The sequence below is a fragment of the Hyphomicrobiales bacterium genome (assembly GCA_039973685.1).
Taxonomy (GTDB): domain Bacteria; phylum Pseudomonadota; class Alphaproteobacteria; order Rhizobiales; family JACESI01; genus JACESI01.
Genome location: JBDWKL010000016.1, coordinates 129530 through 141843 on the forward strand (window position 1 = coordinate 129530; position 12314 = coordinate 141843).

The window sequence follows — 12314 nt, forward strand, 5'->3', positions numbered from 1 at the left end:
TTATAGAGAATCAGTTTATAACGAGCAGGTTAAGCCCGCATTAACCACGCAGAATTCAAGACAAAAAAAACCCGGTTCGTAAACCGGGTTTAAGTTACTCAGGTTGAGCAGTAAATTAGGAACTTGTGCCCAATTTACTGCGCAGGGACTTATGTAGCTGAGTTGAACTCTGGATAAGCTTCAACACCAACTTCTGCTTTATCAAGACCCATCATTTGATCTTCGTCAGAAGCGCGAACGCCGATCGCAACTTTCAAAATCATCCAAATAATGTAGGAAGCAACAAAGGTGAACACGCCATATGCAACGATACCAATGATTTGTGTACCGTAGCTTGCGTCTGAGTTTGACAATGGAACGATCAAAGTGCCCCAGATACCAGCAAGTAGGTGAACTGGGATCGCGCCGACAACATCGTCGAGTTTGAGTTTGTCGAGGAATGGTACAGCAAATACGACAATTGCACCGCCAACGGCACCAATGATAATCGCAAGAATTGGCGATGGTGCGAGTGGTTCAGCTGTAATTGATACGAGACCAGCAAGTGCACCGTTAAGAGCCATTGTGACATCCATCTTACCAAACATAACTTGTGTGAGGATCATCGCAGCGACAACACCACCAGCAGCAGCAAGGTTTGTGTTGACGAAGATGCGTGACACATCAGAAACATCGCCAAGTGAACCCATTGCCAATTGTGATGCACCGTTAAAGCCGAACCAGCCGAGCCAAAGGATGAATGTACCCAATGTAGCAAGTGGGATGTTTGAACCTGGCATTACACCAACAGAACCATCTTTGCCGTATTTGCCAAGGCGTGGCCCGATGACGAGAACACCAGCAAGAGCTGCCCAGCCACCGACTGAGTGAACGATTGTTGAACCAGCAAAATCTGAGAAGCCCATTTCAGACAACCAGCCGCCGCCCCACTGCCATGAGCCGGTGATTGGGTAGAGGATACCTGTAAGGACTGCTGTAAAGATTAGGAACGGCCAAATTTTAACGCGTTCTGCAACTGCACCAGAAACGATAGAGGCTGTGGCTGCAACAAACACCATTTGGAAGAACCAATCAGATGCTTTTGAATAGCCGGTTCCAAGATCATTACCACCAACAGCATCAATGCTGTAACCGGTGAAGGATGGAATACCGAGGAAGCCGCCTGTTTTTGCAACGTCTGTATAGAGGAGCTCATAACCGATCAGCCAGAACATAATGCCAGCGATCGAATAAAGGCCAATGTTTTTCAGACACTGCATGGAAACGTTCTTTGAACGAACGAGGCCCGCTTCAAGCATGGCAAAGCCTGCCGCCATAAACATGACAAGAAAGCCACCAATCAAGAAGAGAAGTGTGTTGAAGATATAAGCGACTTCAGGTGTCACTGCAGGTGCTGCGTCTTGTGCAAGCACTGGGCTTGATAAAGCCGACAAAACAAGCGCGATTGGTAGAGACCTTGCGCTGAGAGATTTAAATGTCATTGTAATTACCTTGGTGTTTAACCGTGATTTACGAGATACTTGTTTGGATTAAAGAGCGTCGCCGCCGGTTTCACCGGTACGAATGCGAACGGCTGCTTCTAGGTCGTAGACGAAGATTTTTCCGTCGCCGATTTGACCAGTTTGAGCAGCGGCTGAGATTGTTTCGACAACTTGGTCTGCAAGCTCGTCGTTTACTGCAATTTCAACCTTGATTTTTGGTAGGAAACTTACAGCGTATTCGGTGCCCCGATAAATTTCAGTGTGCCCTTTTTGGCGGCCGTAACCTTTAACTTCACTTACTGTCAGCCCTTGAACGCCGATATCAGTGAGCGCTTCGCGCACGCTATCCAGCTTAAACGGTTTGACAATGGCCATGATAATTTTCATTTGCCTATCCTGCTTTAATCGCAAACGCGGAAGATAAGACTTCCTTTGCGACCCCCTTGCTTGAGAGTAGATACATACTCAGGTTCATCCCGAGCTAGGATATGCATTACAAGGATTGTGCCAGTTTTCAGAAAATTTTTAAGTGTTTGAAAATATTAAATAAATTTAAACATTCTGACATATTCAAGAAATTTAGGATAGTTTCTGTATAGAAAATAGGCAGCTATATTTGCTGTGATTAAAAAATAATCATCTTGGCTAAAAATTGATGTTACGATCTTATAGCCCGACAATTATTCTATCGTTGGCGGATAAGCCCTTCTTGGGCGACCGATGCTATTAAGGTGCCATTACGGGTATAAAGGGAACCGCGTGTGAAGCCTCTGCCACCTGTGGCACTTGGGCTATCTTGGGTGTACAAAATCCAATCGGAAAAATCAGCTTTGCGATGGAACCACATGGCGTGGTCAAGACTTGCGACTTGTAGATTGCGATTGAAGATGCTGGTCCCGTGCGCGAATAACGATGTATCAAGCAGTGTCATATCTGACAGATAAGCCAATACAGATGATGAGCGCAGGTGATCTTCTGGAACAGGGGCGGTTGCTTTAATCCAGACATGCTGTTTCGGTTCTAGTTTTTCTTTGGATATATAATGCTTCAAGGATGTAAACCGAACTTCGATTGGCCTTGGCCTGCTCCAGTAATCTTTTACATTTTGGGGCGCGAGATCCATATAGGTTTCGATCATCTCTTTTTCACTTAACAGCTCTTCAGGCTGAGGCACATCTGGCATGTCTATTTGGTGATCGAAGCCTTCTTCTTCTATTTGAAACGAGGCTGATAGTGAGAAAATCGGTTTGCCGTGTTGAATGGCCACCACACGGCGTGTCGTGAAACTTTTGCCGTCGCGAATTTTATCAACGTCATAGATAATCGGGATATTGGGATCGCCTGGCCGCATAAAATAGCAATGCAGCGAATGAGCGTTTCTATCTTCCACGGTGCGAGAGGCCGCAACCAAAGCTTGCCCAATGACTTGCCCGCCGAAAACGCGTTGCCAACCCACATTCGGGCTCTTTCCTCGGAATAGATTGTGTTCAAGCTGTTCCAAGTTCAAAATTTCAAGAAGATCTTCAACGCCGTATGACATGCATCTGCTCCTGCTTCTTATGGCTCAAGCCCTGAACTAACCTAGCCAAACCGTATTCTTACGTTTGCGTCAAGACAGACCGTAATAAATTTCAAAATCACGTCACGATAAAATGTGATGATTGGCAGGAGAATAACAGACCTATATAAAGGGTCAGGAAATCATTCAATTTGGAACTTAAGCGATGGAAAAATTCGATATCCTCATTGCAGGCGGCGGATATGTCGGTATGTCGACGGCTTTGTCGATTAAACTGGCAGCACCCCATCTTTCCATCTTACTTGTTGATCCGGCCCCGCCTTTAAGTGAGCGCAAGGTTCGCGATTTACGGGCATCGGCGATTGCACTTGCCGCGCAAAAAATGCTCGATCAGCTCGGGGTCTGGGACAAATTGAAAGAGCAAGCCCAACCGATCAACGACATGATTGTCACTGATTCAAAAACGGGTGATGCGGTTCGTCCGGTCTATTTAACATTTGATCAAAAGGTCGAAGACGGCCAGCCGTTTGCGCATATGGTGCCCAATGGGGCGATGGTTGCCGCTATAGAAGAGCGGGCGCAGGCTTTAGGTGTTGATATTCGTTACAGTGAAAGTGTGATTGATTTTGAAGAGCAGCCCGCATCCATGGCTATATCTTTAAAGTCAGGCAGCGAAGTTGAGGCTGGCCTACTTGTTGCAGCTGACGGCGTGAAATCTGGTTTGCGTTCAATTGCAGGCATCAAAACCATTCATTGGGATTACGGTCAGTCTGGCATTGTCACCACCGTTGCTCATGAAAAAGCACATGATGGGCGCGCGGTGGAGCACTTCTTGCCGTCAGGTCCATTCGCAATTTTGCCTTTAACAGACAACCGCTCGTCACTGGTTTGGACTGAGAAGACCCGCGATGCGGAAAAACTGGTCCAAGGTGATGATTTTGTCTTTGACCTAGAGTTGGAGCGTCGGTTTGGCCATCAATTAGGCGAACTTGAAGTTGTCGGTTCAAAGCGGGCCTATCCAATCAGCCTCACTCTTGCCAAAGAGTTTGTTTCAAACCGCTTTGCTTTGGTAGGAGATGCTGCCCACGGTATTCATCCCATTGCAGGGCAGGGGCTTAATCTTGGGTTTCGCGATGTTGCAGCCTTAAGTGAAGTGATTGTTGAAGCAGATCGCTTGGGCCAAGATTTTGGAACACTGGATGTCTTGGAGCGCTACCAGCAATGGCGACGCTTTGATACGTGGTTGATGGGCTTTACCACGGACGTCTTAAACCGGCTGTTTTCTAACCGCAGTGATGCATTGAGATTAGCGCGTAGTGTCGGGCTGGGCGTGGTGGATCGTATTCCGCAATTAAAGCAGTTCTTCATTGGTCAAGCAGCTGGAACCGTTGCTAACAATCAACCACGTTTATTGGTAGGAGAGCCACTTTAGCAATCGAGACAACGGGTCGTTTAAGCGTTAGCTCGTTGTTCTGTCCAAGCGATGATGTCTTGTTCTAAATCATCGAGCGCTTCCGTCAAAAATTGCTCGCTGCCTGATCCATGGGACAGAACAATCGATCCCTGCCAACGGGTAATAATTGCGCGGGCGTGTTGTTTGGCTTTTTTGTCTTGTGCGTCTTCAAGGACTTGGCTCAACCAACCGACCAACGTATCAAAAACTTCATTGGTTCGCGAAAGAGCTGTTGGCACACAATCAGAGAAATCACGAATTCCGCTAGCCAGCGGGCATCCAAGTTTAGCGCGGCTTTCAGCGCTTTCACGCAAAAGATCAATAAAAGCGATAAGCCGATCAACTGGGCTTTTATGTTTTTGATTGATTTCTTCTAGTGATTGCCGTGTTTCAGCAACAAAGATTTCGCTAACACCTTCAGCGATGGCTGCTTTGGTTTTGAAGTAATAATAGATGTTACCCAAAGGCACGTCTGAACTCGTTGCAATATCTGCAAGGCTCGTTGAACCATAGCCATTGACCCAGAAGGCTTCCGCCGCCGCATCTAGTAGTTTTTCCCGCTTATTAGACTTTCTAGGCAATGGGACCATCCAAAACGCAAATCATAACTCCCATACTGTTTATTTCTTGCAGCAATAAACTCCCATACACAATTATGTGAAATTGAGTGAGTTCGAGACTTTTGGGTGAAATTCTGCGTTTTAAAGATCTAATTCACGCGCTTCTTCAGGCAGCATTATCGGTATTCCGCCGCGAATAGGGTAAGCAAGTTTCGCCGTTTTGCTGATTAATTCCTGCGCGGCACTATCGTAAGACAGAACGCCTTTCGTTAGAGGACAAACGAGGACCTCCAACAGTTTGCGGTCTAAACTTGCTGCGGCATGTTGAGAATTTTGTTCTGGATTATCGTCTGGCATTGTCGACCTTTATTGCGAGCAAAGCACTACTGAAGTGTCACGCCGCTATCTGAAGCTTGTTTTGCAAGAAATATTTCTGTGATCGCAACCAGGGTATCTGCCCGTTGTTTTAAATCTTTTGCTTCCAGAAAGGCTTGTTTTTCTGCAGCCCCGTAAGGGCTCATCATAGAAAGTGCATTGACCAATACACCAGTATCCGCCTCTTCGATGCCTTCCCAATCAACTTCCATATCGTTTTGATCCAGATAAGCGCGGAATGTTTCAAGCAATAATTCTCGATCAATCTGGCTATTGCTGAGATCAGGTTTCAAATCATTTTCGAAGGCAGACCAGTCAGTTACTGCTTGTCTGAAGGGTGTTGTCGTTTCCAGTTCGGAATGAATTGAAAATCGTGAAATACCCACCAGGCCAATTACATAACGACCATCAGATGTTTCGCTAAACGACACAAGACGCCCCGCACATCCAATTTGGCAAAGGCCATTTTCAGTTGATGACTGTCCAGTGATTGCAGGTTGAACCATACCAATCATCCGATCGCCCGCCAGTGCTGCGTCAATCATCGCGAGATAGCGGGGTTCGAAAATATTGAGCGGTAAGTTGCCACCGGGTAGCAGAAGAGCGGCTGTCAGTGGGAAAACAGGTAATGACTTTGGAAGATCATCAACCGTCTCGTATTTGGTATTATTAGATTCCAATACTCAACTCCCCAAAATCTGATTCTTAGGTCTCAAAATGAGAGCGGTTAAGAAAATAAGATAGACGATAATTTTCTGCGTGCAAACTTGGTGGCATCATCAGTTGGCCCCCATGCTTCAAAAAACGTCAAAAGCTCTTTGCGAGCTCCATCGTCATTCCATTCACGGTCGCGCGCAATTATTTCCAATAGTGAACTGGCTGCATCTTGTCTTTTTCCAACCGCATTAAGTGCAATTGCTAAATCAAAGCGGGCTTGATGGTCGTTCTCATCGGCTTCAATTCTTGCCATAAGCGGTTCAAGATCACCCATATCAGCAGCTTTTTCCAAAAGCGCGAGTTGTGCAGCGACACCTTTGATGATTGGGTCTTCTAATTTGTCTTCTGGCGTCATTTTTAAGATGTCAGCAGCCTGCGCCGCGTCGCCAAGACCGATGGCACATTTTGCGAGGCCAGCGATGGCTACCAAGTTGGTTTGATCTGCTTGTAGGGCTGCGCTGAAATATCCGGCTGCTCCTTGGAAATCTTCTGCTTCCAATAATTTCTCTGCTTCTTCAACAAGCATTTCTTCATTGTTTGGAGCAACGGGGCCGGCAATCCGAGCGATGAATTCTTTGATTTCTTTTTCACCTTGCATGCCCATAAATCCGTCAACGGGTCTACCATTGCTGAAAGCCACAACCGCAGGAATGGATTTAACGCCCATCTGGCCGGAAATCTCTGGGTGCTCATCAATATTCATTTTGACAAGTTTTACAGCACCACCAGCATCATTGACGGCTTTTTCGATAACAGGGGTCAATTGTTTGCAAGGCCCGCACCAAGGCGCCCAAAAGTCGATAAGCACTGGTTGTTTGTTTGATTCCTCAATCACATCGATTGGGAAAGCTTGCGTGGTGGTGTCCTTGATCAATTCACCTTGGCTGGCTTTGCCACTTGAGCCGCCAGTTGAATAGCTTGTTCCAGTAGACATCATATCGCTCATCTTATTCTCCAGCCGGTTCTGCAAGCGCCATGATGGTCACTTCGTGATTGGTTGATTTTACAAATCTCTCTAAATCCTCCCGTCCAATAACCGTTGTGGCCGTGTTTGTCATGGGATGGCAAGCAATTTGGTCGTAGGTCATTAAGGTTTTATCAAAAAGGATCGAAACTTCATCGTTCTCATCATTGATGATGCAAAAAGCATTGACCGAACCTGGAGTAATACCGAGTTTCTCCTGCAATAGGTCTGGTTTGCCAAAGCTGAGGCGTGCGCACTCTAGTTTTTTATGAAGCGTTTTCATGTCGATGGTAGCATGGGCGCCCACAACCAGCAGAAACAATTTACCCTTTTTGTCTTTCACAAAAAGGTTCTTCGTATGACCACCTGGGATTTGATCATGCAGCTTCTCACTTTCTTCAACGGTGAAGACAGCTTCGTGATCATAGGTCGTGGTGACAATCCCAAGCTCGTCTAACTTGGCTAATATTGCGTCGCGTGTGGTAATCACTGGCTCTGCTCTTTTCTGATCAAATTTTAAAATATCTCCAGCGCTTTTTAGGACGAAAAAAAATCAGGAGCAAGATTTTGAAAAAACCTGTTGCAATTACAAACTTCTTTCGTCATATAAGCGTCTCAGAAGTCGCGTTATACCCAGCCGGCTTCTACATGGACGCGGGCGTAGCTCAGGGGTAGAGCGAAACCTTGCCAAGGTTTAGGTCGTGAGTTCGAATCTCATCGCCCGCTCCATACTAAACATCTGATCTATTTAAGTTATTTCAGATGTTACGCTTTCCAATAAAATTGCAATAATCTGGGCCAATGATTAGGCGCTCAGATTTTCTGAGTCCGTGATGCATTTCCAAGCGTGTATCACCACTGAGCGCATTGCCTTGGGACTTTTTCAAATTCATTTCGGATGATTTCTAGTTATTGCAACTAGGAATTCGCTTGCCATTGGTGCATCGGTTTATTTTAAGCCGACATAGGAATGTAAATTTTATGATTTACGCCCTAGACCTATTCTTTTTGCTAGCTCCGAACGTCGTTCGGCGTAGGCTGATGCCACCATCGGATAATCAGACGGCAACCCCCACCTTTTTCGATACTCTTCGGGTGACAGGTCATGACTTGCACGTAAGTGTTTTTTCAGAGATTTAAATTCGAGACCACACTCAAGGCATGTAAGCATATCGGGTTTGATAGACTTTTTGATCGGAACAGCAGGTGTTCGTGTTTGCTCTGTTTCTACTTCATTTTCAGCACCCACCTGCGTCACCAAATTTGTCATCGCGGTGTTGATATTCGTCAATAAAACAGGCAACTCTGATGCTGGTAAGGTGTTGTTTGACACATAAGCGCAGATGATCTCTGCTGATAGTTGAGCTGTAATTTGCGCTCTATTTTGCTCAGTGTTAGTTTTGCTTGCGTCATTATTCATAAGTATTGGTCCAACATATTACAACGGTGGACCCCGTTCTTCCACATCCATCAATATGATATGGATGAAGTTGATTACTTGTGAAATTGTAAGTAACCAACATGGAAATAAAAAGCACACCAATTCATTTTGAAATCTTGATTTTGGTGGATTTATTTTGCTGATTTATTGTAAATATTCGAGTTAAAAATTCTACGTCAATGATGGGCGATTAGAAAATCTAATGCACGGCTTTTTAAAAAATACCTACAATGCCTTATATTCTAGGATTTTAATGACTTGGCGCCAATAAAGGCAATCCTGAATATCATTGTTCTCCACGGCCCCATGAGCTTCGACGGCAGCCTGATTTAAAGCTTTAGATTGGTATAGACATCGTAGTTTATTTGCCATTTGCATGGGCGTTAAAGTTTGACTGATGCTCATTTATTTACAACTGGGCTTGCTGTTGTGACCGTAAACCGATGACAAGACAGCTTAAAATGACTAAAAACGCGCCGAATATACTGGTCACATCCATTCCATTGCCGTTGAATACGAGTAATAAAGTTGACGTAATCGGCGTTAAAAAACCCAATAACGCTGCGTTGCCACTTGTGTCTCGTTGCATGGCAAACGACCACAGAAGGTAGCCGATCCCCATTGGCCCAACGCCTAGGTATAAACCTGCGGTTATTGCCCAGGGTAAAGTCCAATTAAGGTCCCCGAAAAAACTCCAAATTGCCGTGATAATGACGCCTACGAAAGCGCCTGTGAAAAGCACACTATTTGCATCAGCTTTAACTCTGCCAATCCCGAAACTGTAAAAAGCCATGCATAGTGCAGATAAGCTCGCGAATAAAAATCCATAAACATTCAGTTCAACGGACAAATTGAAAAGCATATTGCCTCCAATCACCATGGCTGCACCCAAAAACCCAATGAAAGAAAGGAAAATCAATAATCGCGGATATGATGTGGCACCCGTTTTTACAATCAAAAGCGCGGTTATAAGTGGCCATGCATAAGCGATTACGTTGACCTCGGTGATGGGACCAATGGAGAAAGCGATATATTGGAATATCATCGTACCGGTAAGGCCAGTGATGCCAAGCACCCACGAAGCTCTTGAAATTTTCTGAGCTCGTCTTTTTGATTTGCCGCTATATCTAATTGCCGCAAAAACAATAAAAGCACCGAAGAATTGTAAGAATTGTATTTGTTCAACAGGTAGTGCTGTGAGGACTAAACTGGCGACTAAAGCGTTAGTCGACCAAAGTGCCACAGCGCCAATTGCGAACAAATAGACCATAAATTTTATGCAGATTTTGCGGGTGGATTAGAATCCAAAACTGTTTCTAATTGCCCAGTCCGCATTGCTTCACTGCGACGATAAGCTGGCAATTGATGGTTTCGTACATCATCAGCAATTTCTTTTACCCATTTATCGTTTTGCTCACTATCAGCCGCCAAATAGAACATGCGGTTGTCATCAACAAATGGCTTCTCAACAGAGCGTAGATTTAAAACAAGGGTTAGGCGATGTCCGAATTGAATGGGTGCAGTGCGATGCAGAACACCGAGGAAATGGCCTAAGGTGCTGTAACCCATTTTGTGTGGAATTGTGAGGATGTCTTTCTGGTCTGGCAATATACCAGCATCAGTTTGTGATTTTCCAACTTCACAATTACCCATATAAATTTCAAGTTCACCACCGATTATTGGATCACTAATATCAAGCGGAATGAGCTCAGTTGCAGGCACTCCATCACAATGCCAATCAACAGTTCCGTCTGCGTCTTGAGGTCCCATGTAGGTAACGGTCGAACCAACAACTGATAGCGGGTATGGCTCAAGCCGTGTCCCAGCAAAGTCGCTTAATCTTTCTAATCGACGTTTATCGTGAATGAGCTCATTGATCTCGGGGATGTAGCGATCGGCACCTGTAATAAAGGTGAGATCGAGATGTTTTTGATCTGCCCGCTCGTCTTTCAGCTCTAGAGCTTTCTTTTTGATCTCGTTTAAAAGGTCTTGATCATAATTGTGTTGGAACTGCACAGCGCCCAGGTCTGATATTTTCCACGATGTATCGTGGCCAATAATTGCCTCACGTGTAATCGATTGACGTACTTTCAATGGATTATTTGCTAGCATTACTGCCTCCTAAGCGCGAATTTTGATCATATTTGTTAAGTTTACTGGATTTGTTAAATTTATAATTGGCAAAGCTCTCACTTTAAGTAAAATTAGAAATCCTAGTGCTTGCGTAAGGAAAATTTAAGCAGATGCGAAATTTGAGAGACGTTAACTTAAATTCACTTCGAATTGTTGAAAGTGCTGCTCGAACCGGTAGTTTTGTGCGCGCTGCAGAAGAGCAAATGCTAACGCCTTCGGCCATTTCCCAGCGGGTTAAAAACTTAGAAGATCAGCTTCGATTTAAAATCTTCAATAGAAGAAATAACTCAGTCATTCTGACAACAGAGGGAGACGCTTTCGTTGCCCATGTGCGCGACGCGCTTGATACTATTTTACACGCTGGGCTAGAAGCAAAGTCGATGAATCGAAAATCTGTGCTAAAAATCTGCGCGTTGCCAACTTTTACTGTGCGGTGGCTCTTACGTCGATTGAGTAGTTTTGAAGAACGCGAGCCTGATATCCGTTTGAACCTAGCAAATTCCTATAATCCGCCAAATTTTGCGAAGGAAGATTTTGATCTGGCCATCTTATACGGGAATGGTCACTTCCCAGGCTATGAGAGTAAACTGCTCTTCTCCGAAGAATTAACTCCCGTATGTGCCCCAAGTTTATTGGAAAAAAATCACGTCAAGAACATTGATGAATTTCAACCTGATCAGCTTGCCAATTTCACCCTATTGCATTCCGACACTTGCACAATGAATTGGCAATATTGGCTTGAGCATACGCGTGCTCATGATGTTTTGAAGACTGCGCAGAGTACTTATTTTAGTAGTTGCTTACTATCATATGAAGCAGCTTGCGCAGGTCTGGGTTTCGCAATTGCCAATCGCACATACATGATGGACGATATCGCATCAAAACGGCTGATAGCGCCTTATAGCGTTGACCTCAAATCTGGTTGCGGCTGGTACATTGTCTATCCATCTTCACACAAAGATTTACAAAAAATTCGAAGCTTCGAGGCTTGGATCACTGAACAATCAAGCTTATCGCAGAAGCAATGCCTTGAGATATTTGATGGTAATTCAACTGGGTTGCAATAAGCCCGCTGAGCTAGCAACATTCTTGCGACCGATAAGCTTGTTGCCGATGCCAAAGACACAACGCAAAGCCTCAATCAGGCAATCGATAACAAGCATGAAAAATCAGGTGCAAAGCGTGCCAATGCCGCTCGAGACGGAACGAAGTCTTTATCGATTAGAGAGCAAAGTTACCTCGGGCTATTGGAGATGATGCGCGATTGTTTGCCTAATGCTTTGTTGGTTGGTGCGGGGATGAAGAAGTTGGCGCACGCAAGATGCAGGCCTTCTTTGAATTGCACATTGAGCAAGATCCAATTTTAGAAGCAGAGCAAAAAGACTTTGGTATTGTCACCCACGCGCAATGTCATTCTGGGTCAGGCCGTTTTCACTGTCGATTTTCGTTGTCCTGATGAAGCCGTGCTAAGGGCGATGGAAGCCAAGCTGCAAGAAGATGCAAAACAGATATGCGATGAAATGGGCTTGGATATATCCCTTAAAAGCGTTGGTGGATTTGATCTAGCTACCTTCGATGCAGGATGTGTGGGCGCCTTACGCAATGCCGCTCAAAATCTTGGCTATTCCCACAAAGATATTGTTTGAGGTGCCGGCCATGACGCCTGTTGGA

13 protein-coding genes, 1 tRNA gene and 1 pseudogene are annotated in these 12314 nt (G+C 45.0%); 4 read left to right on the forward strand and 11 right to left on the reverse strand.

What is annotated here, in order from left to right; all coding sequences use genetic code 11:
• Positions 1 to 149: 149 nt before the first annotated feature.
• The 3 genes from ABJO30_04645 to tesB all read right to left on the reverse strand — a co-directional run bounded on the left by ABJO30_04645 (position 150) and on the right by tesB (position 3021).
• A complete protein-coding gene (locus ABJO30_04645; protein ID MEP3232096.1) occupies positions 150 to 1481 on the reverse strand; it encodes an ammonium transporter in 1332 nt (443 codons plus the stop codon).
• A gap of 48 nt (positions 1482 to 1529) precedes the next feature.
• Positions 1530 to 1868 carry a P-II family nitrogen regulator gene (locus ABJO30_04650; protein ID MEP3232097.1) on the reverse strand — a complete coding sequence of 113 codons (339 nt, stop codon included), beginning with the start codon at positions 1866 to 1868 and terminating at the stop codon, positions 1530 to 1532.
• A gap of 298 nt (positions 1869 to 2166) precedes the next feature.
• Positions 2167 to 3021 (reverse strand): acyl-CoA thioesterase II, encoded by an 855-nt coding sequence (tesB, locus tag ABJO30_04655; GenBank protein ID MEP3232098.1) that lies wholly within the window; start codon positions 3019 to 3021, stop codon positions 2167 to 2169.
• A 184-nt stretch (positions 3022 to 3205) separates the two neighbouring features.
• Between tesB and ABJO30_04660 the strand changes: the two genes are divergently transcribed.
• Entirely contained in the window at positions 3206 to 4432 is a 1227-nt protein-coding gene (locus tag ABJO30_04660; protein ID MEP3232099.1) for a ubiquinone biosynthesis hydroxylase, read from the forward strand.
• 20 nt (positions 4433 to 4452) lie between these two features.
• On the opposite strand, the gene ABJO30_04665 is transcribed toward ABJO30_04660, so the two are convergent.
• The 5 genes from ABJO30_04665 to ABJO30_04685 form a co-directional block, all read right to left on the reverse strand.
• Positions 4453 to 5034 (reverse strand): TetR/AcrR family transcriptional regulator, encoded by a 582-nt coding sequence (locus ABJO30_04665; GenBank protein ID MEP3232100.1) that lies wholly within the window; start codon positions 5032 to 5034, stop codon positions 4453 to 4455.
• 120 nt (positions 5035 to 5154) lie between these two features.
• Positions 5155 to 5370 carry a Trm112 family protein gene (locus ABJO30_04670; GenBank protein MEP3232101.1) on the reverse strand — a complete coding sequence of 72 codons (216 nt, stop codon included), beginning with the start codon at positions 5368 to 5370 and terminating at the stop codon, positions 5155 to 5157.
• A gap of 26 nt (positions 5371 to 5396) precedes the next feature.
• Complete coding sequence (locus ABJO30_04675; protein MEP3232102.1) at positions 5397 to 6068, reverse strand: LON peptidase substrate-binding domain-containing protein; 672 nt, start codon at positions 6066 to 6068, stop codon at positions 5397 to 5399.
• A gap of 47 nt (positions 6069 to 6115) precedes the next feature.
• Positions 6116 to 7051 carry a thioredoxin gene (gene trxA / locus ABJO30_04680; protein MEP3232103.1) on the reverse strand — a complete coding sequence of 312 codons (936 nt, stop codon included), beginning with the start codon at positions 7049 to 7051 and terminating at the stop codon, positions 6116 to 6118.
• A gap of 1 nt (position 7052) precedes the next feature.
• Positions 7053 to 7559: a prolyl-tRNA synthetase associated domain-containing protein gene (locus ABJO30_04685; GenBank protein ID MEP3232104.1), complete on the reverse strand. Its 507-nt coding sequence runs from the start codon at positions 7557 to 7559 to the stop codon at positions 7053 to 7055.
• A gap of 164 nt (positions 7560 to 7723) precedes the next feature.
• On the opposite strand from ABJO30_04685, the gene ABJO30_04690 reads away from it, so the two are divergent.
• Positions 7724 to 7798: transfer RNA gene (locus tag ABJO30_04690), tRNA-Gly, on the forward strand.
• A 250-nt stretch (positions 7799 to 8048) separates the two neighbouring features.
• Here the strand turns inward: ABJO30_04690 and ABJO30_04695 are convergent.
• From ABJO30_04695 to ABJO30_04705, 3 genes are all read right to left on the reverse strand, one after another.
• Entirely contained in the window at positions 8049 to 8489 is a 441-nt protein-coding gene (locus ABJO30_04695) for a MucR family transcriptional regulator (protein MEP3232105.1), read from the reverse strand.
• Between the two features lie 430 nt (positions 8490 to 8919).
• Entirely contained in the window at positions 8920 to 9780 is an 861-nt protein-coding gene (locus ABJO30_04700) for a DMT family transporter (protein ID MEP3232106.1), read from the reverse strand.
• A gap of 5 nt (positions 9781 to 9785) precedes the next feature.
• Positions 9786 to 10622, reverse strand: a complete 837-nt coding sequence (locus tag ABJO30_04705; protein ID MEP3232107.1) for a hypothetical protein — start codon at positions 10620 to 10622, stop codon at positions 9786 to 9788.
• Between the two features lie 131 nt (positions 10623 to 10753).
• Between ABJO30_04705 and ABJO30_04710 the strand changes: the two genes are divergently transcribed.
• Entirely contained in the window at positions 10754 to 11710 is a 957-nt protein-coding gene (locus tag ABJO30_04710) for a LysR substrate-binding domain-containing protein (GenBank protein ID MEP3232108.1), read from the forward strand.
• A gap of 215 nt (positions 11711 to 11925) precedes the next feature.
• A pseudogene (locus ABJO30_04715) lies at positions 11926 to 12286 on the forward strand (Zn-dependent hydrolase).
• The last annotated feature ends 28 nt before the right edge of the window (positions 12287 to 12314 follow it).

Bases quoted from the DNA above. Each gene is read 5' to 3' on its own strand.
- ABJO30_04645 (MEP3232096.1), bottom strand. From the start codon at position 1,481: ATGACATTTAAATCTCTCAGCGCAAGGTCTCTACCAATCGCGCTTGTT.
- ABJO30_04650 (MEP3232097.1), bottom strand. From the start codon at position 1,868: ATGAAAATTATCATGGCCATTGTCAAACCGTTTAAGCTGGATAGCGTG.
- tesB (MEP3232098.1), bottom strand. From the start codon at position 3,021: ATGTCATACGGCGTTGAAGATCTTCTTGAAATTTTGAACTTGGAACAG.
- ABJO30_04660 (MEP3232099.1), top strand. From the start codon at position 3,206: ATGGAAAAATTCGATATCCTCATTGCAGGCGGCGGATATGTCGGTATG.
- ABJO30_04670 (MEP3232101.1), bottom strand. From the start codon at position 5,370: ATGCCAGACGATAATCCAGAACAAAATTCTCAACATGCCGCAGCAAGT.
- trxA (MEP3232103.1), bottom strand. From the start codon at position 7,051: ATGAGCGATATGATGTCTACTGGAACAAGCTATTCAACTGGCGGCTCA.
- ABJO30_04695 (MEP3232105.1), bottom strand. From the start codon at position 8,489: ATGAATAATGACGCAAGCAAAACTAACACTGAGCAAAATAGAGCGCAA.
- ABJO30_04700 (MEP3232106.1), bottom strand. From the start codon at position 9,780: ATGGTCTATTTGTTCGCAATTGGCGCTGTGGCACTTTGGTCGACTAAC.
- ABJO30_04705 (MEP3232107.1), bottom strand. From the start codon at position 10,622: ATGCTAGCAAATAATCCATTGAAAGTACGTCAATCGATTACACGTGAG.
- ABJO30_04710 (MEP3232108.1), top strand. From the start codon at position 10,754: ATGCGAAATTTGAGAGACGTTAACTTAAATTCACTTCGAATTGTTGAA.